A 20,605-nucleotide genomic window follows, 5' to 3' on the forward strand; every position below is an offset into this window, starting at 1 on the left:
GAACGTACGACAAAAGGTTTCCCGCCATTCACTCCCTCCTTCCGCTCGTCGGTTTAGCTCTGCTCGACAGCTTGAGCATCGGCACGCTCGTCATCCCTCTGGCACTCATCCTCTTGTGGCGAAACGTGCGCGTGCCCGCGCTCGCTGCCTACCTGCTCACCGTCGCGGCGGTGTATTTCGCCCTTGGAGTCGCCATGCTCCTCGGCTTCACTGGCCTCGGCTCGTACGTAGAACGGATCACCGACACGCCCGTCTTCCCCTGGATCACCCTCGTACTGGGAGCAATTCTCGCCATCTTCGGAATCTTCGCGCCCAACCCGGTCAAACCCGCCCCGGGCGAGCTACCGAAGCAGCTGAACAAGCCCATCCAAGCCAGCCTGCCCAAGATGATCATCTTGGGCTTAGGAGCCTCCCTGACGGAAGCGGCGACCATGCTGCCTTATATCGCGGCGATGGGAATCATCAGCGACTGGGACACCCCGATGGCAGGACAGGTAGCAGCCATCGCCGCGTACTGCGGGGTCATGATCGCGCCGACCGTGATCTTGGCGGCGATCGCGCTCGTTGCGGGACAGAGATTCTTCCCTCGCCTTGAGAAGGCCATTCCCCGCCTTCAGTACGAGGCCAAGGTGACGCTCCTCTGGGTCGCGGCGATTGTCGGCATCTACATGGTCGTCTACAGCGTGGGCGCTATCCGCTAGTGCCCACGCGGTTGATCGATGGGCTTGCCGTCCTCGAAGTAGGTGCGGATGTGGTTGTCGAAGACGGACAGGTCGGCGCCGATGGCGATGTACATGTCCAGGCACTGTTGGGTTGCGGTGTCGATCAAGCCGCAGTTCAGCTTGCTGTTCATCGTCTCGCTCGCGTTCGCGCAGGTCGCTGTAGTCGCTGCGGCGCTGGAAGGAAGTCGACCCGGTACTGTTCAGCTTCACCGCGATCGCTGTGTGCCGCCCGCACTCCCCCATGCACTGGCCGGTCACCGTCCTGGCACTGCTGTTCACCGTGGCCAACCCGCTGTGCCCAGCGACGGGCAACGCAACGCTCGACGAAAAGGTCACGCACATGCCGGCATTCATGTTCATCACGCTGCCGCTCATCGTCGCGGCGTGGGGTGCAGTGCAGATCTTCAAAGGCCATTGCGAACCGGACGCAGTTGTTGAACCGGAGGCCGCGGGCCGGCACGCGCTGGTATAAGCCTCGCGCCGGCAGAGCCAAATAGTAAAAATAGTAAAGATAGTAAGCGATAGTAAAGAGCCTGCATTCCGGCAATCGCGAGACGTTTTCCCTCCTAACGCTTATATTTTTAAAAACGCGTAGAACACGAGCCCGGAGGAGACAATGCGCCCCAACTCCGCATCAACAGGAAAACTGCAGTTACGCAAAAATGGAACGGTGACTTGTCCGTCCTGTAAAGCAGTGATCTCACCAGACCTCACGGCTAATCTCCTACCGAAACATGATGACATCCGCCGAGGTCATCTCTGCTTGGAGAGCAATAGAGAATTCATCTTCAACCCTTGGACGCCTCCGAAACGTAAAAACGCGATAACCGCTTAGACCTCTTGAAAGCTCCAGATTCCGTGCTCACCGACGAAGAACGGGCAATGAAGAAGAGAATTCTGGCGAATGTCGAGAAGTACAAGGTCCGCGATCCCGAAACTCGCCGCTACGAATACGAACAGAACCAAGCAAAGAGAGATCCGGAAAAGCGCGCAGCCATTAGGCGCGCCGAAGCTCGCGAGCGGCGTCGGGAAGAAGCCGCTGAACGGCGCCGCGAAGCCCGACTCACTGACTCGTACGCCCTATACGCCCACGACAGCTTCGGTCGGAGCGACGACGGCTTCGAACCACACGAGCGCATGCGAGGTTTCCATGGTGGCCTGCCCGGCATGGGCAAGAGGCGTTAATCTCAACAACCCTCTGCTGCCAGAGCACCAGTCGACTCGAGTGAAGCCCATTCACACGACGTGTGAACGTAGCTAGTCGGTCACTTACGGAGATACTTTAGGTCTTTTAGCTGGCCTTTTAGGTTGTGAACTTACATACACTTGACACGTTCGTGAACGTAGGTTATCTTTGTGAACGTACATACAAGATTCGCGAAAGGCTCACGAACAATGACCGCACTCCAAACCGTCACTCTCCACCAGGACAGCCGCCCCTCTCGGCGCCTCATCCTCGTTGACATCGAGAATTTCAACTGCAGCCCAATCCAGTGCCCCGCTGAGGCGAAGTGGTGCAAGAGGATGCTCACTTCCTGGCTGAATATCCAGGAGGGAGAAATCATCGTCATCGCGTCCGACAAGAGTGGCATCCTTAATGTGAATGCAGGCTGGAAAGGCCCCCGCTTGCTGATGGGGTTGGGCTCAGATGGCGCGGACCTCCGACTCATCGAGGAGATTGAGCGTATGAATCTTGGCCAGTTCGATGAGATTGCGCTTGTCTCAGGCGATGGAATCTTCGCCGACCCAGTTTCACGCGCGGCCAAGTGTGGCGTGCCGACCAAGGTTTATTCCCACGGTTTTACCTTGTCAGAGCGGCTGCGAATGGCTGCCGCTGAGGTTTACTTATCGGAGGACGGCTACTCGCAAAGCGCCGCTGAGCTGCAGGGCACCCCTCCGACGAACTCCAACATCATTCAGCTCCACTCGTACTCCAAGGAAACAGCGTAAATGGTTGCAACCACCGGACATCTCACTCTCAAAGACATCGCTGAGCTTGCGCAGGTATCTCGGCCTGCCGTCAGCAACTGGCGCAAGCGGTACAGCGATTTTCCCGCGCCACTGGACACGTCCGCTCAGAGCAAACCATTGTTCGAAGCAGCTGACGTTGTTAGGTGGCTCAAAGCCAAGGAGCTCCTCTCGGAGGATGCTGAAAAGAATTTGCAGCTCACAAGCCTCTGGGCAGCCGCGAATCTGTTGCGCAACGAGATCGCGATCGATGACATTCCGCTGATCATGCTGACACTGCTGGCAATCGACAAAGATCCCGTTTTCAAGCCATCAGCTGAATTCGATGCACTCAGTTCACGTATCAGTACTGTAAAACTCGAGGAAGTCCAGCAAGCCATCTCCAGACTCCACTTAGCCGACCACGGTGAAGCTGCCCAGCTGGTAGTGGACCGCTTCCTCGGCATCGGCTCCCGAGGTGATCGCAGCCAATACGGAACCGCCTCCTCATTATCAAACGCCACAATCATCGCGGCAGCCTCCAGCACGCACGAGAACGCAGAAACCGTGTTGGACCCAGCTTGTGGCATTGCAGGAACACTGCTCGGTATCGGAAGACACTTCCCCGAAGCTCAGCTCTTGGGTGCTGAGATAAATCCTTCTACGGCGAGCCTTGCGCGATTACTCACGTACCTCACTGGGAACGAGGCAACTATTGAAAAAGCAAACTCTCTCATGTCCGATCAGTTTCCGGATGTGCGAGCTGACATCGTGGTTTGTGAACCTCCGCTAGCCGTGCGTTTTCACAAGAGCGATCTGGAGCAAATGCAGCGGAATAATCCCGAATATCCCCTGAGAGGACTGGGCAGCGAAGAGCTGTTCATTCTGTACGCGGCTCAGCATCTGACCGAAAAAGGTCGGGCGTACTTAATCACCAGCATGAGGCCGACTTACCACGGCGGATTCAAAGAGCACCGTCAGCGCCTCATCGCACAAGGCCAGATCGAAGCCGTCGTCGAACTTCCACGCGGAGTTTTATCGGCCACTCGCATTCCTGCCGCGCTGTGGGTGTTACGCGCAGAAGGAGCTGAGGAGACCCTGCTCATCGATGCTTCAAACCAGTCACCCGATTCGGTTCCATCGCGGATCGGTAAATGGCTGAACGCAGCCCGCAGCCACGAAACCACCGACGTGACGTACAAGGCAGTCACATTGGCGGATGTGGTTACCAATGACGGTTCACTCTCTCCATCCATCTATCTCACCGAACCTATCGCCCTCGATGATGCAGCAATAGCTTTCGACACGGCGCTTCATTCACTCAATACAACTACGAAGGATCTTTCGCACATGCGCACCCCTCGCATCACCGCAAGCACTGTCCCGACGGCTACGTCGTCCACCATGCTCGCTGACCTCATCAAGGACGGCCACTTCGAGCGCATCAATGGGCGCTACCGTGCAAACAAGGAACTTCAGAGTGGCGACGTGCACCTCGCTCGCCCTAACCGAAGTGCCAGTCCAGCTTTCGTTGATGAATTCAACGCCACTGATCTTCTCCACCCCGGCGATATCCTCATGCCACGCATCGGCGAGCTGCCCGCTTGGGTCCATGAGGAAGACGGTAAGAAATGGGTCGCGTCCGATGCTCTGATCGTTCTTCGTCCGGCCTCGGATGAATACGACCCGTACTTCATCGCCGCGTGCCTCAATGCACCAACGAACATCAGCACCCAAGGCATGATCGCGAAGCGCCACCAACTAGCTCGACTCGCAATCCCAGAGCTCAACCGTGAGCAACGCTCGTTCATCGCTGAGACTCACCGTTCACTCAATAATGCGCGGACGGCTGCCCGTCAGCTCGAGCACGAAGCCGAACAAGCGAGCGATGCTTTCCTCAACCTTGTCTTTGCAGGAAAGTAGGCTCCCAGATATGACTTCCACCCCAATCAAGGAACTTCAGGACACCCTCTGGAAAGCGGCTGACAAGCTGCGAGGCTCCATGGACGCATCCCAGTACAAGGACATCGTCCTTGGTCTGGTGTTCCTCAAGTACGTCACCGACGCCTTCGATGCGCGTCGCCAGGAGCTTCGAGCCGAACTCGAAGAGGAAGGCGCTACCGAGGAGGAGACCCTCGAGGAGCTGGAGGACCGTGACGCCTATTTGGAAAAGAACGTGTTCTGGGTCGCACCAAAAGCCCGCTGGGATTATCTGCAGCGCCACTCCAAAGGCAAGACCAGCGATGCTGGCGGCGAGTTCAAGGCGATCGGCAAGCTTATCGACGAAGCCGCAGAAACCCTCATGGCCGACAACCCCTCCCTTGAGGGCACGCTGCCGCACAACTACAACAGCGAAAGTGTGGACCAGCGTCGCCTCGGCGAGCTCGTCGACCTCTTCAGTACCACCCGCTTCACCACCGAAGGCCCGGAGCGTGCTCGCGACCTGCTCGGCGAAGTGTACGAGTACTTCCTTGCCCGTTTTGCCTCCGCTGAAGGCAAGCGCGGTGGAGAGTTCTACACCCCGCGCCCGGTGGTTCGCACGCTCGTGGAGATCCTCGAGCCGACGGAGGGCCGCGTCTACGACCCCTGTTGTGGTTCCGGAGGCATGTTCGTTCAGGCGGAGAAGTTCCTGGACGCGCATGACAAAGATCCGTCCGCAATTGCGATCTACGGCCAGGAGCTCAACGAGCGCACGTGGCGCATGGCCCGCATGAACCTCGCCATCCACGCTCTAAGCGCCAAAGGTCTCGGCGAGCGTTGGGGCGACACCTTCGCCCGCGACATCCACCCCGGCGTGGAGATGGATTACGTGCTGGCCAACCCGCCGTTCAACATCAAGGACTGGGTCCGCAACACCGACGACAAACGTTGGATCTACGGGGTACCGCCGGAAAAGAATGCGAACTTCGGTTGGATGCAGCACATCATCTCCAAACTCAGCCCCCAGGGCGAAGCGGGCGTAGTGATGGCCAACGGCACAATGACCACGAGTACAAAGGAAGAGTTCGAGATTCGCAAGAACATGCTCGAGGACGACGTTGTCTCCTGCGTGATCACCCTGCCCGCTCAGCTTTTCCGGGCTACAGGCATTCCGGTATGCGTCTGGTTCTTTGCCAAGGACAAGAGCGCAGGGGTGAAGGGCTCCACCGATCGTCGCAGCCAGTTCTTGCTTATCGACGCCCGCTCGCTCGGCCACATGGTCGACCGCAAAGAGCGAACGTTCTCCGACGAGGACATCCAGAAAATCGCGAACACGTTCCGCACCTGGAGGGGACGTTCGTCAGCCGAAGGCGAATACGAAGACTTCCCCGGGTTCTGCAAGTCGGTTTCGCTTGAAGAGATCCGCGAGGCGAACTATGCCCTCACCCCGGGCCGTTACGTCGGCTTCGCCGAGACCGAGGAGGACGACGAACCGATCGACGAGAAGATCGCGAGACTCACTGCTGATCTCAATGCGGCGCTGGACGAATCGGCCCGCCTCGACGCCGTGCTCCGCGAGCAGCTGGGGAGGTTGGGGTAGTGAATTGGGTCACAAAGAACCTTGGCGACATCGTGGCACTTCAGCGTGGTTTTGATCTGGCAAAGTCAAAACGAACTCCGGGCCCCTATCCAATCCTGTCGGCAGGTAGGCAGGAAGGAACCCATGTGAACGCAAAGATAGAGGGCCCCGGTTTTGTCATCGGACGAGCTACCAATCTGGGGAAGCCCCAATGGTCTGAGAGTGACTACTGGCCGCTCAATACCACTCTTTTCGCGAAGGATTTTAAAGGCAACAACCCCCGTTGGCTTTTCCACCTGTTCGAAGTTCTTGATCTGACTGGTTACGATTCCGGCTCCGTCCAGCCGATGCTCAATCGAAACTACATCGAGAAAGTCCCAGTTCGAGTGCCACCGCGAGATGTACAGGACTCGATCGTTGAGGTGCTCGGTTCCCTCGACGACAAGATCGCGGCGAATCAAACGACAATTCGCAATGGCGACGCTCTGTTGCTTGCGCATTACAAAGCAACCCCGAAATGCTCTACGAAACCTTTTGAGCAGATTTGCGACGTGTACGGAGGATCCACTCCGTACACGAAACGAAAAGAGTTTTGGGGGGGTGGAATTCAGTGGGCGACTCCCACAGATCTGACAGCGCTAAGAGGCCCCTGGCTCACAGGAACAGAACGCACCATTACGGACGCGGGTCTCCAATCAATGTCCTCCGCCCTTCACCCCGAAGGGTCTATCTTGATGACGTCCCGCGCGACCATTGGAAGTGTGGCCCTCGCGGCTGAACCAGTTGCGACCAACCAGGGATTCATCGTTGTTCGTGCGAGTGAGGAACTGACACCATGGATCTTCTGCCAATTACAAGACAGGGTTCGTGAGTTCGAAGCTTGGTCGAACGGCGCTACGTTTCTAGAGCTTTCACGAGGCAATTTCAAGAAGCTGCCGTTTCACTGCACCGGCCCCAAAGCACTTGAGTCTTTCAACCAGAAAGCTTGGCCAATTCTACAAATGTGTAAGGCTAAGCAGACCGAGAACGTCTCGCTAGCAAAAACTCGCGATGAGCTGCTTCCGCTACTCATGAGTGGAAAGATCACTGTGAGAGAAGCGGAGCAGGAAGCCACCGCTGCTGGCGCGGACATTGCGAGTGAGGAGAACGAGGCGTAGCACCATGGTCTACAGCGAGGCAGCATTCGAAGTCGACGCGCTGGATTTGCTTGGCGAGCTCGAGTGGAAACCAGTCAACGGCAAACAACTCGCTCCCGGGAGCGGCGAGCGGGACAATTGGCACGACATCGTGCTTCGTGGTCGTCTCCTTAACGCCCTGTGCAATCTCAACCCCGACGTACCGGACGAGTATTTGCAGCAGGCGGTGGCTGAGGTGCTTACTGCACAATCGCAAAGCGCGATCACGGAAAACCGCCGCCTGCACGAGATTTTGGTCGAAGGCTACCGCGGCATCGAGTACTACGACGCCAACGGGAAGCGCCAGAACCCCACTATCACCTTCTTCTCACGCGACCCGTCCAAGAACGACTACATCGCAGCGAACCAGATCACCATCCGGAACCTGGACAAGGAGCGGCGGTTCGACGTCGTGCTGTACGTCAACGGGATGCCGCTGGGCATCATCGAGTTGAAGCAATCCGGTTCCACAGCAACCGTCGAGAATGCGTTCAACCAGCTACGAACCTACGTGGAAGAGTTTCCCATAGCGTTCCGCTTCGCAAACATTGTGGTCGCTACCGATGGCATTGGTGCCATCTACGGCACGCCGTTCACCCCGCGCGAGCACATGAGCACATGGCGCGTCGACGACGACGGCGAACCGTTTAAACAAGGTCCCATAGTGGACGTCGCCGGTGAGCAGATGACCGAATTCGACATGCTCATGTGGGGCCTGTTCAACGTAGAGCGTTTCGGCCAGATTTTCGTGGATTTCACCGCGTTCGATGAGATCGACGGCGAGCTGCGCATGCGTGTGGCGAAGCCCCACCAGTACTTCGCCGTAACGAAAGCCGCTGGCAGAACTATCCAAGCTGCCCGAAGCGACAAGAAGGCAGGCGTAGTGTGGCACACCACGGGTTCAGGCAAGTCCATGGAAATGGAGATGTACACCGCGAAGATCATGCGCGATGCACGCCTGGATTCGCCGACCGTTGTTGTGCTGAATGACCGCAACGAGCTGGACAAGCAGCTCTTCGACACGTTCTCGGTCTCTACCTTGCTGCCCGAGGACCCCATTCACATTTCTAGCCGAGAAGACCTGCGCGAACAGCTGAGTCAGCGCCAGTCCGGTGGAATCTACTTTGCCACCTTGCAGAAGTTCGGTCTTCAAGGCGCGAAGGAAGAGCGCGAGCTGGAACACCCAGTACTCTCGGTGCGGCACAACATTGTGGTGATCTCGGACGAGGCGCACCGTTCCCACTATGGATTCGGTGACATAAATGCTGACGGCTATGCGCACCACCTTCGCACTGCGTTGCCGAATGCCACCATGATTGCGTTTACAGGTACCCCGATTGATGAGTGGGACCGAAACACTCGCGAGGTTTTCGGCGGCGAGATCGATGTCTACGATATGAACCGCGCGGTCGCAGACGGTGCCGTGGTTCCGGTCTACTTCGAGCCGCGGTTGATCCCGCTCGAACGCATCCAAGGGGTCACAGATGACGACATCGACGAAGCGGCTGCGGAGATTCTCGCGAACATCGACGACGAAGATCGAGAGAAAGCGCAGCGCTCCGTCGCGGTGCTGAATACTGTCTATGGGTCGGACCAGCGCCTGAGCACTCTGGCACAGGACTTCGTACGCCATTGGGAGGACCGCCGGGAAAACATGCGGCAGTTCATCGGTGGACCCGGTAAAGCGATGATCGTGGTGCAAACCCGAGATATCGCGGCCAACCTGTACGAGAGAATTATCGAGCTGCGCCCAGCCTGGCACGACGATGACGACCTCAAGGGCAAGCTCAAGGTCATTTACTCTGGTTCCGCCTCGGACCCATCACACCTACAAAAACACATCCGCAATCAGAGCCGTATGGATGCGGTCAAGGACCGAATGAAAGATGCCGACGACGAACTCGAGATCGTGATCGTCCAAGGGATGATGCTCACTGGCTTCGATGCTCCCCCTCTGCACACGCTCTACCTGGACCGCCCTCTCAAGAGTGCGTTGTTGATGCAGACGCTTGCCCGCGTAAATCGCAAGTTCAGACAGAAAGAAAGCGGCTTGCTCGTCGCCTATGCGCCGCTCGTCGACAATCTCCAGGCAGCCATTGCCGAATTCACTAAGAGCTCGTCCGAAGAGGATGAAAAGGTGATCGGTCAGGATATTGAGGAAGCTGTGTCGATCGTTCGCAGCTTCGTCAACAAGCTGAACGCTCTCGCTGGCAAAGAATGGCGCGAGCTAGAAGCAATCGGCGAACAGCGTAAAGCCCGCCTCCAGCTCTTGGCAAAGCTTCGCGATCCGCAGACGGTTGATGAGAACGGGCGTTACCCGCTTGCGAAGCAGTTCAACGAAACTGCTGGCAAGCTCGCTAGGGCATGGTCACTGGCCTCCGGTAGTCCGAACGCCGTGGAATACCGCAGCGACGTTCGCTTCTACTCGGACGTGCGCAACCAGCTGATCAAGATGGAAGCTGCAGACCGCCGTGCCAATGGCGAGCCACTCAGCGAAGAGATCATCACCCTACTGAGCCAGCTCGTTGTCGAATCCACAGCATCGTCTGAAGTCATCGATGTTTACGGTGAGATCGATCGTGAGTTACCCAATCTGCAGGACTTGAACATCGAGGCGCTGGAGCTTGAGCACAAGACTGGCTCGGAAACAGCCTTGCTTATCGACGCCCTCAGACGCGGCCTTCTTCAAGAATCCCGCGCCGCCACGGACAACAATGAAGTACGTGCGAAGCAGTTCTCCGAGCGCATCCGCGAGCTGATGAACCGGTACACCAACCAGCAGCTCACCTCCGCTGAGGTGATCGCCGAACTCATCGAATTGTCCAGGGAAATCGTCGCCGAGAATAAACGTGGAGAATCCTTCACTCCTCCACTGAGCAATGATGAGCTCGCGTTCTACGATGTGATGGCAGCCAACGGTTCCGCAGATAAGGTTCTGGAAGATGAGATCCTGGCCCAGATCGCAAGAGACTTAGTGGCTACGCTGCGCCGCGACGCGAAGACTGACTGGACGGTGCGCGACGACGTTCGAGCGAAGTTAAGGCGCTCCATCAAAACTCTTCTGCGCAAACACGGCTACCCAGCAGAGAAACGAAGCGAAGCAGTCGTTCTGGTGTTGGAGCAAATGGAGCGCTTCTCGCCGCGCTGGTCAGAAGCAGCTTAAGACTGAAAGGAACTAAGGGCGAGCTATGGTGAAACCCCGGCATCCCTCCGTAGATATAGAGAATCGTATTGTCGCTTTACAAACTCAGGCTTTGCTGCGTGTACTCCGAACTTTCAATTTACGCGTCGAAACCTTAGCCAAAGAAGCTGATTCAGCTAACTATCAAGTGTTCTTGGAACGAGAGTTGAGGACATTTGAGACGCAAATCAGCGAGATTCTGCGCGGTACTAAGCAAGCTGAGTTCCGGCAACGCATCGAGTCTGAGATCGAAAAGGAAAAACTTGAAGCGGCGGAACTAGGAAACGATTTCTGTACCGAATCTGATCCTAATCCGCCGACAATAATCGATTCGAAGCGTGAAGATCCCTACGCACTCGCCCAGATAATTGTTGACTCGGAAGCAGTGGAAGCTCGTCAAAAATACGAGCACGACCGAGAGATCCTTTTAAACCAGCTAAAAGAAATTCGCGACGGACAAAGACCCGATTCAGAGAAGACTTCTATTACGTCTGGGCTCGACGACGTAGAACGAAACTATTCTCGGGTTTGGCGGCACCTAGAATCGGGCAAACGAGGGGCCGAGATACTCAGAAAGCTTGAGACTGAATCCTCGAGAAAAGGCCGCGGCTTAAGCCGGAAGAACCGAGGACAACCTAAAGCACCGAAAACTCGTATAAAACAGCGATCTTCTCGGACCGACTTCGAGAAAGCGATTCAAAATCTGCGCGCAGCGGAACGCGCGATGGAAAGACAGATCCGGCACGATCGTTCTATACAGTCTCTCTTTTACTCTTACCCAAGTAAGACCAATAGCACATCGGACGACCGGATATACATGTCTTCTGGGATGCCGAACCCAAGAGGAAAGAAGTAAAACTCCCGCTCCGACGAAGGAGAGAATAGATGTTGCGAGATGAGACGCAAGACAGCAAAGAAACAAGCCAAGAAGTTAAGCTACGAGGAAAGACATCCCGATAGAGCTGCCGCACGACGAGCTCGCTTTTACGTCCCACTCACCGAGGAGGAAAGAAGGGAACTCTTAACAGGGGCACAATCGAAAAAGAAGTCCAAAAACACCAAAAGTCGGTCCGGTAAGAGCTCAAGCGTTTGGACCATCTCCGGAGGTCTGCCAGGACAAGGAAAACGACGGTAGCGGGAACATGCATCCACCGCACTCTGAATTCATTCCGGAAAAGTGAGCGCCTCTGGATGTGCTGGATGTGCGCGAGGTAGAGCCCGCGAGTTGCTATCGGTCTGTCCCGTTTGAAACTTTCGAGGCAGTCTCAGCATCGGATCGAGACACCCCTCTAAGGATGTCTTGAAGAACGTGGGGCCACTCCACAACCTAGCCGTTGCCCGTGTGTCTTGGACGCTAGTGCCCGCGCGGCTGGTCGATGGGCTTGCCGTCCTCGAAGTAGGTGCGGACGTGGTTGTCGAAGACGGACAGGGCGGCGCCGATGGCCATGTGCATGTCCAGGTACTGGTAGGTGCCCAGACGGCCACCGAAGAGGACCTTGTTGTCGCGGGATTCGGCGGCGGCGAGACGTCGATAAGCTTCTAGCTTCGAGCGGTCCTCGGGCGTGTTGATCGGGTAGTAGACCTCGTCGTCGTCCTCGGCGAAACGGGAGTACTCCTTGACGATGACGGTCTTGTCGTCGCCGTAGTCGCGTTCCGGGTGGAAGTGGCGGAACTCGTGGATGCGGGTGTAGGGGACATCGGCGTCGTTGTAGTTCATCACCGGGGTGCCCTGGAAATCGCCGGTGTCGAGGACTTCTTTCTCGAAGTCGAGGGTGCGCCAGCCGAGGCGGCCTTCAGAATAGTCGAAGTAGCGGTCGAGCGGGCCGGTGTAGACCACCGGGGCATCCGGGGACTCGGCGCGGATTTGGTCGCGGACGTCAAACCAGTCGGTGTCGAGCTTGACGTCGATGAGCTCGGAGGAAGCCATCTTCTCCAGCCAGGCGGCGTAGCCGTCGACGGGCAGGCCCTCGTACTTGTCGTTGAAGTAGCGGTTGTTGAAGGTGTAGCGCACTGGCAGGCGGGAGATGATCTCCGGCGGCAGGTCGGTCGGGTCGGTCTGCCACTGCTTGGCGGTGTAGTGCTTGACGAATGCCTCGTAGAGCGGCTTGCCGATGAGAGCGATGCCACGCTCCTCCAGGTTGGTGGCCTCGGCCGGGTCCTTGCCTTCGCGCTGCTCCTCGATGAGCGCCTTCGCCTCGTCAGGGCTGTAGTAGCGGCCGAAGAACTGGTTGATCAGGCCCAGGCCCATCGGGAACTGGTATGCCGTGCCGTCGTGCATGGCGAACACGCGATGCTGGTAATCCGTGAAATCGGTGAAACGGTTGACGTACTCCCACACGCGGTCGTTGGAGGTGTGGAAGAGGTGGGCGCCGTACTTGTGGACCTCAATGCCGGTCTCAGGATCGGCTTCGGAGTACGCGTTGCCGCCTAAGTGGGCACGCTTTTCGACGACAAGAACGCGCTTGCCCAATTCACTCGCTGCTTGCTCGGCAATGGTGAGGCCGAAGAACCCGGATCCGACGACGATGAGGTCATAAGTCATAGGCCCAAGGCTAGCGGGGCCGGCAGTCGGGGATAGGCGCACACGCGACACGCCGACAATCACATTGCTAACAATTTTAACATCCGTACCTTACGATCTAGATTAGTCACAGCTGTAACTATCGAATCAGGAGCGATCACCGTGAAACAACGACGTCGGCTGAATCCGGCTTCTGCCCGGAAAACCCCGGTCCTCGCGGCCGTCACCTCCGTCGCGCTCGTCGCCGCAGGCGCGTTCGGCGGCAACGAGATCCTCAAGACCCAGGACGTGGGCGGCGGCGAGGTGAATGTCACCAGCTCGTCCGCCTCCTTCGGCGACGGCGAAAACGTCGTGGTCGATGACGCGGCCATCGCGACGCAGGGCGAGGGCGATGAACCGCGCACCGTGAAGGAATTCACTCGCGACGAGGAATTCTCCATCTTCGGCCTCACGTGGACCGGCGACCGCGATATCGCGGCCTACGTCCGCGCGCAGCGTGCCGACGGCTCGTGGTCGGAGTGGTACCACATGCAGCCGGAACCCGGCCCGGAGGGATCGGAGATCCAGGGCACCGAGCCGATCTACGTCGAGCCGTCGAAGAAGATCCAGGTGTCCACCGCTAACGTCGACCTGGGCGACACGAACATCGATACAGCCACAACCGTCACCGACCAGGACGAGATCCCGGACGTGCCGGGGGAGCCGGAACAGCCGGAACAGCCGGCGCTTGACGACGAATCGCTGCCGAGCCCGGACGTCGTCGACCTTCCGACCGTGCCGGAGCATGGCGCGGCGGCCGCCATGGGCGACCTGCCGCGCGCCCTGCCGTCCAACCTGGGCGACATCGCGCCGGTCGCGGACGTCGAAGAACTCGGCGACGAAGCGCCAGCTGAGGCACCGGCAGACGCTCCGGCCGAAGCTCCCGGCCCGGTCACCAATGCCGGCGACCTCGAAGCCGTGTTCATCGACGGCGGCGAGGGCACGGTGGACGGCGACATCGCTCCCGCGCAGTCCAACGCCAATGGCATGCCGCGCGTCGTGTCCCGCTCCTCCTGGGGCGCGGGCCGAAGCAGCAACCCGACCTACACCGAGCCTGTGAAGGCCGCGACTGTGCACCACACCGCGGGCTCGAACAACTACTCGGCAGCGCAGGCACCGGGCGTCATGCGAGGCATCTGGCAGTACCACGCCGTCACCCGCGGCTGGGGCGACATCGGCTACAACGCGCTGGTGGACAAGTACGGCAACATCTACGAGGGCCGCGCCGGTGGCCTGGACCGCGCTGTCGAGGGCGCGCACGTCGGCGCCTTCAACAAGCACACCTTCGGCGTGTCCATGATGGGCGACTACAGCACCGCCACCCCGACGCAGGAAGCGCTCAAGGCGATGGGCGAGATCATCGGCTGGAAGGCGTCCGTGGCCAAGTTCGACCCGACCGGCAAGTCCTACCTGCAGGCGAACTTCAACTTCGGCGGCTCCAAGTACAGCGCGGGCCAGGGCGCGACGTTCCCCAACATCAACGCCCACCGCGACTTCCACTACAACGACTGCCCGGGCGACAACCTGTACGCGCAGATGGACACCATCCGCCGCTACGCCAAGGACAAGTACAACCAGGTCAACAGCGGCAACACCTCCCCGTGGCAGCCGTCCACACCGAACACGGGCAACTCGAACAACGACTCGAGCGGTAATTCCGGCAACACCGGTAACGTCTCGAACGGCGACGGCTCCGCCACCACGATCAATAACCTGGCCAACACCTCGAGCCAGATCTCCTTCGAGAAGGTGCTCTCCGGTGACCCGGAAGCCATCGCCGCTGCTGCGGGCACGGTCGCGGGCGCGCTCCTGCTGGCGGCGGCGGCGAACGATATGCTGCCGAGCCAGGTCGAGCAGATCGCGAACTTCGAGGTCCTGCCCGGCATGACCTTGAGCAGTATGCGCCCGCTGGTCGGCCAGGTCGTCGACCTCGTCGGCAGCGACGAGGCGAAGGCCACCTGGGGCAGGCTCGAGCCGGTGCTGGGCCAGCTCGACGGCATCATCCAGGGCGTGGGCGGCGACGAGTACGCCTTCTTCGAAAGGGGCATCGCGATCCTCAGCAGCGGTGGCGAAGAGATCGTCATGTCGGAGAAGATCGCCAACGCGTGGCTGAAGCAAGGTTTGGATCTCGGCCCGCTGGGTCGCCCGGTCAAGAGCGACGACGCAGCGAATAACGGTGACGTCCGCGTCGAATTCGAGCGCGGCAACATCACCTACACGGCGAACACGGGCAACGTGGACGTGAACGTCGAGAGGTAATTAGGCGAGATCGAGGGAGCGGGCGACCGCTTCCTCCCACAGAGAAATGAGCCGGTCCCGGTCGGGGCCGGCCATTTCGCTTTCCCAGGTGGTTTCGCCGCCAAGACTGAGCGGCTTCTGCGCGAAACCGGCGCCGACGCAGGCGGCGCCGGCAGCACCCATGACTGTGGTCTCCATATTGTCTGGGCGCACCACATTCGCTCCGAGGGCATTGGCCTGCATTTGCATGAGCAGGTCGTTGCCGGTCATGCCGCCGTCGACACGCAAGCTATCCACCGTGATGCCGGAATCTGCCTCCATGGCGCGCACGACCTCGACGGTCTGCAAGCAGGTCGCGTCGAGCGCGGCGCGGGCGATGTGGCGGCGGTCGGTGAACCGCGTGATGCCGGTGATCACGCCGCGGGCGTCGGGGCGCCAACGCGGGGCGAACAGGCCGGAGAAGGCGGGGACGATCACCACACCGGCGGAATCCTCGACCTGGGAAGCGAGCTCCTCCGATTCAGCGGCGGACGCCAGGATGCCAAGCTGGTCACGCAACCACTGGATCAGCGAGCCGCCGACCGCGACAGAACCCTCCAGCGCGTAGACCGGCGGCTTGCCCGCCTGCTGGTAAGCGACGGTGGTGAGCAGGCCGTGGTCGGAGAACTGCGCCTCGTCGCCGGTGTTGAGCAGCATGAACAGGCCGGTGCCGTAGGTCATTTTGGCCTCGCCTTCTTTGAGGCAGCCCTGGCCGAACAGCGCGGCCTGCTGGTCGCCGAGTACGCCCGTGATCGGCACATCGCGGTTGCCCTTCTTGCGGCGCATCGCGCCGAACGAGCCGAAACTGGGGCGGATCTCCGGCAGGATCGCGCGCGGCACGCCGATCTCCTCGCACAGGTCCTCGTCCCACTCGAGGGTCTCCAAATCCATCAGCAACGTGCGCGATGCGTTGGTCACGTCGGTGACGTGCTGAACGCGGCTTCGGGTGGTGAACAGGTCGAACATGCCTCCCTTCTTCCCGCGGTGCGCGCCGCCAGTGAGATTCCAGATCAGCCACGTGTCCACGGTGCCGGCGAGCAGCTCGCCTTTCTCCGCACGCTCGCGCGCACCCTCGACGTTGTCCAGGATCCACGCCCACTTCGGTCCCGCCGGGTACGAGTTGGCCAGCAGGCCCGTTTTGCGCATGTAGCGGTCCTTCGGGGCACCCTCCGGACCGAATTCCTCGGTGCGGGTGTCCTGCCAGCAGATCGCGTTATATATCGGCCGGCCTGTCTTCTTGTCCCAGATCACAGCGGTTTCACGCTGGTTGGTCAGGCCGACGGCGTCGACGTCTTCGAGCTCCAGGTCGGCGTCGACAAGCGCCTCGGACAGTGCGCGGCGCGTGTTGCGCCAGATCTGCCGCGGGTCGTGCTCGACCCAGCCTTCTCGCGGCATGATCTGATCGTGCTCGAATTGCGCGGTACCCACCACGTCGCCGTCGACGGTGGTGATGTAGCAGCGGGTGGACGTGGTGCCTTGGTCGATGGCGGCGATGAACGGCATGGGGCTATTTAACCGTACGGACTAGAACCATTGCTCGATGACGCGTGCGAGCCCGAAGTCGTCGTTCGACGCGGTGGTCGCATCGGCGGCGTCGTGCACGATCGGTGCGGCGTTGCCCATGGCCACGCCCGTGCCGGCCCAGGCGAGCATCTCGATGTCGTTGGGCATGTCGCCGAACGCGATGACGTCCCGCGGGTCGATGCCCAGCTCAGCGGCCACGATGGACACGCCGGCGGCCTTGTTGATGCCCGGCGCGCTGACTTCGAGCAGCCCGTCGTTCATCGAGTACGTCACGTGCGCGCGCTGCGGGTCGACGGCGGGGGCAACGAGGTCGAAAAGTTCGGCAGAGGTCATCGCCTTATGCCGCACAAGGATTTTCGCCGCGGGCACGGATACGAGTTCGCCGACGTCGACGACGCCGTAGCCGATATCCCACAGATCCGTACTATAACCAGGGGTGATAAGAAAGCACTGGTCTTCCGGGTCGAAGGCCGAGTCGCCGACGCGCTCCACACCGAAACCGTACTCGCCGCGACCTGCCAACACATCAGCGGCCGTGCGCGCGATCTCGCCGAGGGTCTCCGGGTGGAGCTCGTGGCGGTGGAGCACGTCGTCGTGCGAGGGATCGTAGACAACAGCGCCGTTCGCGCAAACGCACATCGGGGTGAACGGCAGCTGGTCGAGCACCGGCGCCAGCCACCTGTGCGGCCGGCCCGTGGCCAGCGCGACCTTCGTCCCGGCGCGCACAGCACGGGTGAGCGCATCGCGCAGACGCGGGCTCACTCGGCCGTTGCTGTCCAGCAGCGTGCCGTCGATGTCGCTCACAATCAGCTTCGGCGCCACCACGTTCTACCTCCCAGTTTCCAGCTCGGCATACAGCTCGCGCGCTTCAATGAGCAGCTTATCGACGGCCCCTTTCAGCCTCTCCGTCGCCTCCTCTGCCGTGCCCGAGACATCCACCGGTTCACCGATGACCGTGACCACCGGCAGGTGCGCGCGCCCCATTTCCTTGGGGCCGCTTCTGACCCAGAATTTCTGCGTGCCCCAGGTAGCGATGGGAATCAGGGGTGCGCCGGAGGCCTGCGCGATGCGGGCCGCACCGGTCTTGAAGCGGCCCAATTCCAGCGATTCGGACAGGGTTCCTTCGGGGTAGATGCCGATGAGCTCGCCCTCCCCCAACCGGCGCACCGCTTCGTCGACGCTGCCGGCGCCCAGCGACCGGTCGACCTCCACGTGGCCGACGGCGCGGGAGACGGGCCCCATGAGCCAGTGGTCGAACAGCTCTTTTTTGACCATGTACCGCGTCGGGCGGCGACCGCGCAGCAGGCCGGGCAGCGCCCCGGAAATGAAGTCGTAGTAACCGATGTGGTTTCCCGCCACGATCGTCGGCCCTTCAGCGGGCACGTTCTCCAGGCCGTGGACATAGAACTTCGCGTCTTGAAGACGCAGAAGAGGAACGACGGTCGCCCTGATCAGCCGGTACATGTATTCGCGACGCCACCCGGGCTGCACCGGCGTGACCGGGGCGTCCTCGGGAACCAAGAAGACGTGGCTGTCGGCGCGGTAGCCCTGGGGCACACTCATCAGGAGCCGCCTTTGGCCTGTTTCGCCTGCTTGACTTCTTTCGCCTTGCGCTTCTCCTCGCGCTCGCGGGCGAGAATCTCATTCGCTTCCTCGAGCGTGGGGGCAGACCCGCCGCGGGAGACCGGCATCCAGTCCAGACCGTCCGGGAACGGGCCGAAACGGTGCTCGTACTCGTCCCGGTTGGCGTTGAGAAGCTCCTGCATTGCGTCCTTGACGCGCTGCGTGTCGCTCTCCGGGTCGCCGGTGGCGGTGACAGGCTCGCCGTAGGAGACGATGATCGGCGTCTTCGAACGCCCGAGGTTTTTCTTCAGATCCTTTGTGAGCAGGCGCTGGGAACCCCAGATCACCGTCGGGATCATCGGCACGCCGGCCTCGTGGGCGATGCGCGCCACACCCGTTTTGAAGTCGGCCAACTCAAAGGAGCGGGAGATCGTCGATTCCGGGAAGATGCCCACAAAACCACCGCTGCGCAGCCACTTCACTGCTTCCGTGATGGACGCCGCACCGGCCGCGCGATCGACCGGGACGTGCTTCATGCCGCGCATGAGCGCGCCGACGACCTTCATATCGAAGACTTCTTTTTTCGCCATGAACCGCACCAGGCGGTTGCCGCGCAGGTGCGGGCCGATGCCGGCGATGATGAAGTCGTAGTAGCCCGTGTGGTTGATCACGAACAGAGCGCCGTCCTCGGTGGGGACGTTCTCCGCGCCGTTCACGTAGAACTGCAGACCCTGGGCCTGCATGATCTTCTTGAAGCCGCCGATGATGCCCTGGTAGAAACGCTCTTTCGATTCCACCGGGTGCGGCGCGGGACGCTCGAAGTCGTCCGGGACATTGAACAAGCCGTGGAACCTGCGCATGGTGTGTTTACCCCTTCTTCGGCGTCAGGACGTCTTTGCCCACCCACGGGCGGAGTGCTTCGGGGACGGCCACGGAGCCGTCGGCACGCTGGTTATTCTCCAGGATGGCGACGAGCCAGCGCGTGGTCGCCAGCGTGCCGTTGAGCGTCGCCGCGGTCTGCGTCTTGCCGTCGCCGTCGCGGTAGCGGGTGCCCAAGCGGCGGGCCTGGAAGGTCGTGCAGTTCGAAGTCGAAGTCAGCTCGCGGTAGGTGCCCTGCGATGGGACCCACGCCTCGGTGTCGTACTTGCGGGCGGCAGAGGAGCCGAGGTCGCCAGCCGCGACGTCGATGATGCGGTACGGCACCTCGACGGCGGCGAGCATCTCGCGCTCGAGCCCGAGGAGCTTCTGGTGCATCTCCTCCGCGTCCTCGGGTTTGCAGTAGGCGAACATCTCGAGCTTGTCGAACTGGTGGACGCGCAGGATGCCCTTCGTGTCCTTGCCGTACGAGCCCGCCTCGCGGCGGAAGCAGGAGGACCAGCCGGCGTACAGCAGTGGGCCGTCGGACAGGTCGATGATCTCGTCGCGGTGGTAGCCCGCCAGCGCCACCTCGGAGGTGCCCACCAGGTACATGTCGTCGCGCTCGAGGTAGTAGATTTCCTCGTCGTGCGCGTCGAGGAAACCGGTGCCCGCCATGATCTCGGGGCGCACCAGCACTGGCGGAACCATGACCTTGAAGCCGGCCTCGCGCGCCTTCTGCGCGGCCAGCATCAGCATGCCCAGCTGCATCCACGCGCCGTCGTCGACGAGGTAGTAGAAGCGCGCGCCGCCGACCTTCGTGCCGCGCTTCATGTCGATGATCCCCAGCGCTTCGCCCAGATCCAGGTGGTCTTTGACCTCGAAATCGAATTCCGGCACCTCGCCGACATGCTCGAGCACGACGAAGTCTTCCTCGCCGCCGGCAGGGGCATCTTCCACGATGTTCGCAATGCGGTATTGCAGCTTTTCGACGTCCGCTTCCGCCGCCTTCTGCTCCTCTTCTGCCGCCTTGACCTTCTCCTTCAGCTCATTGGAGCCCTCCAGGAGTGCGGGGCGGTCTTCGGGAGCGGCCTGGCCGATCTTCTTGCCGAATGCCTTCTGCTCGGAGCGCAGCTCATCCGCTTTCTGGATGCTGGCGCGGCGCTTCTCGTCGGCGGCCAGGAGCTGGTCCACCAGCGCCGGGTCTTCGCCGCGGGCCTGCTGGGACGCGCGGGCAACGTCGGGGTTTTCACGCAGAAACTTCAGATCGATCACGGATACCAACCCTACCCCGTGGGATTA

At 60.4% G+C, this 20,605-nt stretch carries 17 protein-coding genes; 10 read left to right on the forward strand and 7 right to left on the reverse strand.

Features of this window, described 5'->3' with window-relative positions; genetic code table 11:
- Positions 1 to 26: 26 nt before the first annotated feature.
- Positions 27 to 701 carry a GAP family protein gene (locus CAPP_RS10500; RefSeq protein ID WP_076599519.1) on the forward strand — a complete coding sequence of 225 codons (675 nt, stop codon included), beginning with the start codon at positions 27 to 29 and terminating at the stop codon, positions 699 to 701.
- Here CAPP_RS10500 and CAPP_RS10505 read toward each other — a convergent pair.
- A complete protein-coding gene (locus tag CAPP_RS10505; protein WP_159437739.1) occupies positions 698 to 853 on the reverse strand; it encodes a hypothetical protein in 156 nt (51 codons plus the stop codon). The two genes, CAPP_RS10500 and CAPP_RS10505, sit on opposite strands and share 4 nt — an antisense overlap.
- Positions 854 to 963: 110 nt before the next feature.
- Here CAPP_RS10505 and CAPP_RS10510 point away from each other — a divergent pair, with 110 nt between their 5' ends.
- From CAPP_RS10510 to CAPP_RS10545, 8 genes are all read left to right on the forward strand, one after another.
- Positions 964 to 1,194, forward strand: coding sequence for a hypothetical protein (locus CAPP_RS10510; RefSeq protein ID WP_076599484.1), 231 nt, complete (start codon positions 964 to 966; stop codon positions 1,192 to 1,194).
- Positions 1,195 to 1,604: 410 nt separating this feature from the next.
- Complete coding sequence (locus CAPP_RS10515) at positions 1,605 to 1,907, forward strand: hypothetical protein (protein ID WP_076599483.1); 303 nt, start codon at positions 1,605 to 1,607, stop codon at positions 1,905 to 1,907.
- A 210-nt stretch (positions 1,908 to 2,117) separates the two neighbouring features.
- On the forward strand, positions 2,118 to 2,672 hold the full coding sequence (locus CAPP_RS10520) for an NYN domain-containing protein (RefSeq protein WP_076599482.1): 555 nt from the start codon (positions 2,118 to 2,120) through the stop codon (positions 2,670 to 2,672).
- The gene (locus CAPP_RS10525) at positions 2,673 to 4,592 is read left to right on the forward strand and encodes an N-6 DNA methylase (protein ID WP_076599481.1); all 1,920 of its coding nucleotides are present in this window, start codon (positions 2,673 to 2,675) and stop codon (positions 4,590 to 4,592) included.
- Between the two features lie 10 nt (positions 4,593 to 4,602).
- Positions 4,603 to 6,189, forward strand: coding sequence for a class I SAM-dependent DNA methyltransferase (locus CAPP_RS10530; protein WP_084560604.1), 1,587 nt, complete (start codon positions 4,603 to 4,605; stop codon positions 6,187 to 6,189).
- Positions 6,189 to 7,325 (forward strand): restriction endonuclease subunit S, encoded by a 1,137-nt coding sequence (locus CAPP_RS10535; protein WP_076599479.1) that lies wholly within the window; start codon positions 6,189 to 6,191, stop codon positions 7,323 to 7,325. The genes CAPP_RS10530 and CAPP_RS10535 overlap by 1 nt, the downstream gene beginning before the upstream one ends.
- Positions 7,326 to 7,329: 4 nt before the next feature.
- On the forward strand, positions 7,330 to 10,506 hold the full coding sequence (locus tag CAPP_RS10540) for a type I restriction endonuclease subunit R (RefSeq protein ID WP_076599478.1): 3,177 nt from the start codon (positions 7,330 to 7,332) through the stop codon (positions 10,504 to 10,506).
- 25 nt (positions 10,507 to 10,531) lie between these two features.
- Positions 10,532 to 11,380: a hypothetical protein gene (locus tag CAPP_RS10545; RefSeq protein ID WP_143313893.1), complete on the forward strand. Its 849-nt coding sequence runs from the start codon at positions 10,532 to 10,534 to the stop codon at positions 11,378 to 11,380.
- A gap of 498 nt (positions 11,381 to 11,878) precedes the next feature.
- Here CAPP_RS10545 and glf read toward each other — a convergent pair whose 3' ends face one another.
- Positions 11,879 to 13,066, reverse strand: coding sequence for a UDP-galactopyranose mutase (gene glf / locus CAPP_RS10550; protein ID WP_076599477.1), 1,188 nt, complete (start codon positions 13,064 to 13,066; stop codon positions 11,879 to 11,881).
- 141 nt (positions 13,067 to 13,207) lie between these two features.
- Here glf and CAPP_RS10555 point away from each other — a divergent pair, with 141 nt between their 5' ends.
- Positions 13,208 to 15,343, forward strand: coding sequence for an N-acetylmuramoyl-L-alanine amidase (locus CAPP_RS10555; protein WP_234958893.1), 2,136 nt, complete (start codon positions 13,208 to 13,210; stop codon positions 15,341 to 15,343).
- Here the strand turns inward: CAPP_RS10555 and glpK are convergent, their stop codons facing one another.
- From glpK to serS, 5 genes are read right to left on the reverse strand one after another with little or no spacing between them, the layout of a single operon-like run.
- Positions 15,344 to 16,864 carry a glycerol kinase GlpK gene (glpK, locus tag CAPP_RS10560; protein ID WP_076599475.1) on the reverse strand — a complete coding sequence of 507 codons (1,521 nt, stop codon included), beginning with the start codon at positions 16,862 to 16,864 and terminating at the stop codon, positions 15,344 to 15,346. It abuts the gene before it with no gap.
- A 21-nt stretch (positions 16,865 to 16,885) separates the two neighbouring features.
- Positions 16,886 to 17,707, reverse strand: a complete 822-nt coding sequence (locus tag CAPP_RS10565; RefSeq protein ID WP_076599474.1) for an HAD family hydrolase — start codon at positions 17,705 to 17,707, stop codon at positions 16,886 to 16,888.
- 6 nt (positions 17,708 to 17,713) lie between these two features.
- Positions 17,714 to 18,448, reverse strand: a complete 735-nt coding sequence (locus tag CAPP_RS10570) for a lysophospholipid acyltransferase family protein (RefSeq protein ID WP_076599473.1) — start codon at positions 18,446 to 18,448, stop codon at positions 17,714 to 17,716.
- Positions 18,448 to 19,308, reverse strand: coding sequence for a lysophospholipid acyltransferase family protein (locus CAPP_RS10575; protein WP_076599472.1), 861 nt, complete (start codon positions 19,306 to 19,308; stop codon positions 18,448 to 18,450). Before CAPP_RS10575 ends, CAPP_RS10570 begins: the two co-directional genes overlap by 1 nt.
- Positions 19,309 to 19,315: 7 nt before the next feature.
- Positions 19,316 to 20,578 (reverse strand): serine--tRNA ligase, encoded by a 1,263-nt coding sequence (gene serS, locus CAPP_RS10580; RefSeq protein ID WP_076599471.1) that lies wholly within the window; start codon positions 20,576 to 20,578, stop codon positions 19,316 to 19,318.
- Positions 20,579 to 20,605: the final 27 nt, after the last annotated feature.

Source organism: Corynebacterium appendicis CIP 107643 (assembly GCF_030408415.1).
Lineage (GTDB): Bacteria > Actinomycetota > Actinomycetes > Mycobacteriales > Mycobacteriaceae > Corynebacterium > Corynebacterium appendicis.

Coding starts and splice junctions, on each gene's coding strand:
- CAPP_RS10540 (WP_076599478.1), top strand. CDS start 7,330: ATGGTCTACAGCGAGGCAGCATTCGAAGTCGACGCGCTGGATTTGCTT.
- CAPP_RS10575 (WP_076599472.1), bottom strand. CDS start 19,308: ATGCGCAGGTTCCACGGCTTGTTCAATGTCCCGGACGACTTCGAGCGT.
- CAPP_RS10520 (WP_076599482.1), top strand. CDS start 2,118: ATGACCGCACTCCAAACCGTCACTCTCCACCAGGACAGCCGCCCCTCT.
- CAPP_RS10525 (WP_076599481.1), top strand. CDS start 2,673: ATGGTTGCAACCACCGGACATCTCACTCTCAAAGACATCGCTGAGCTT.
- CAPP_RS10570 (WP_076599473.1), bottom strand. CDS start 18,448: ATGAGTGTGCCCCAGGGCTACCGCGCCGACAGCCACGTCTTCTTGGTT.
- CAPP_RS10530 (WP_084560604.1), top strand. CDS start 4,603: ATGACTTCCACCCCAATCAAGGAACTTCAGGACACCCTCTGGAAAGCG.
- CAPP_RS10515 (WP_076599483.1), top strand. CDS start 1,605: ATGAAGAAGAGAATTCTGGCGAATGTCGAGAAGTACAAGGTCCGCGAT.
- CAPP_RS10505 (WP_159437739.1), bottom strand. CDS start 853: ATGAACAGCAAGCTGAACTGCGGCTTGATCGACACCGCAACCCAACAG.
- CAPP_RS10545 (WP_143313893.1), top strand. CDS start 10,532: ATGGTGAAACCCCGGCATCCCTCCGTAGATATAGAGAATCGTATTGTC.
- glf (WP_076599477.1), bottom strand. CDS start 13,066: ATGACTTATGACCTCATCGTCGTCGGATCCGGGTTCTTCGGCCTCACC.
- CAPP_RS10510 (WP_076599484.1), top strand. CDS start 964: ATGCACTGGCCGGTCACCGTCCTGGCACTGCTGTTCACCGTGGCCAAC.
- glpK (WP_076599475.1), bottom strand. CDS start 16,864: ATGCCGTTCATCGCCGCCATCGACCAAGGCACCACGTCCACCCGCTGC.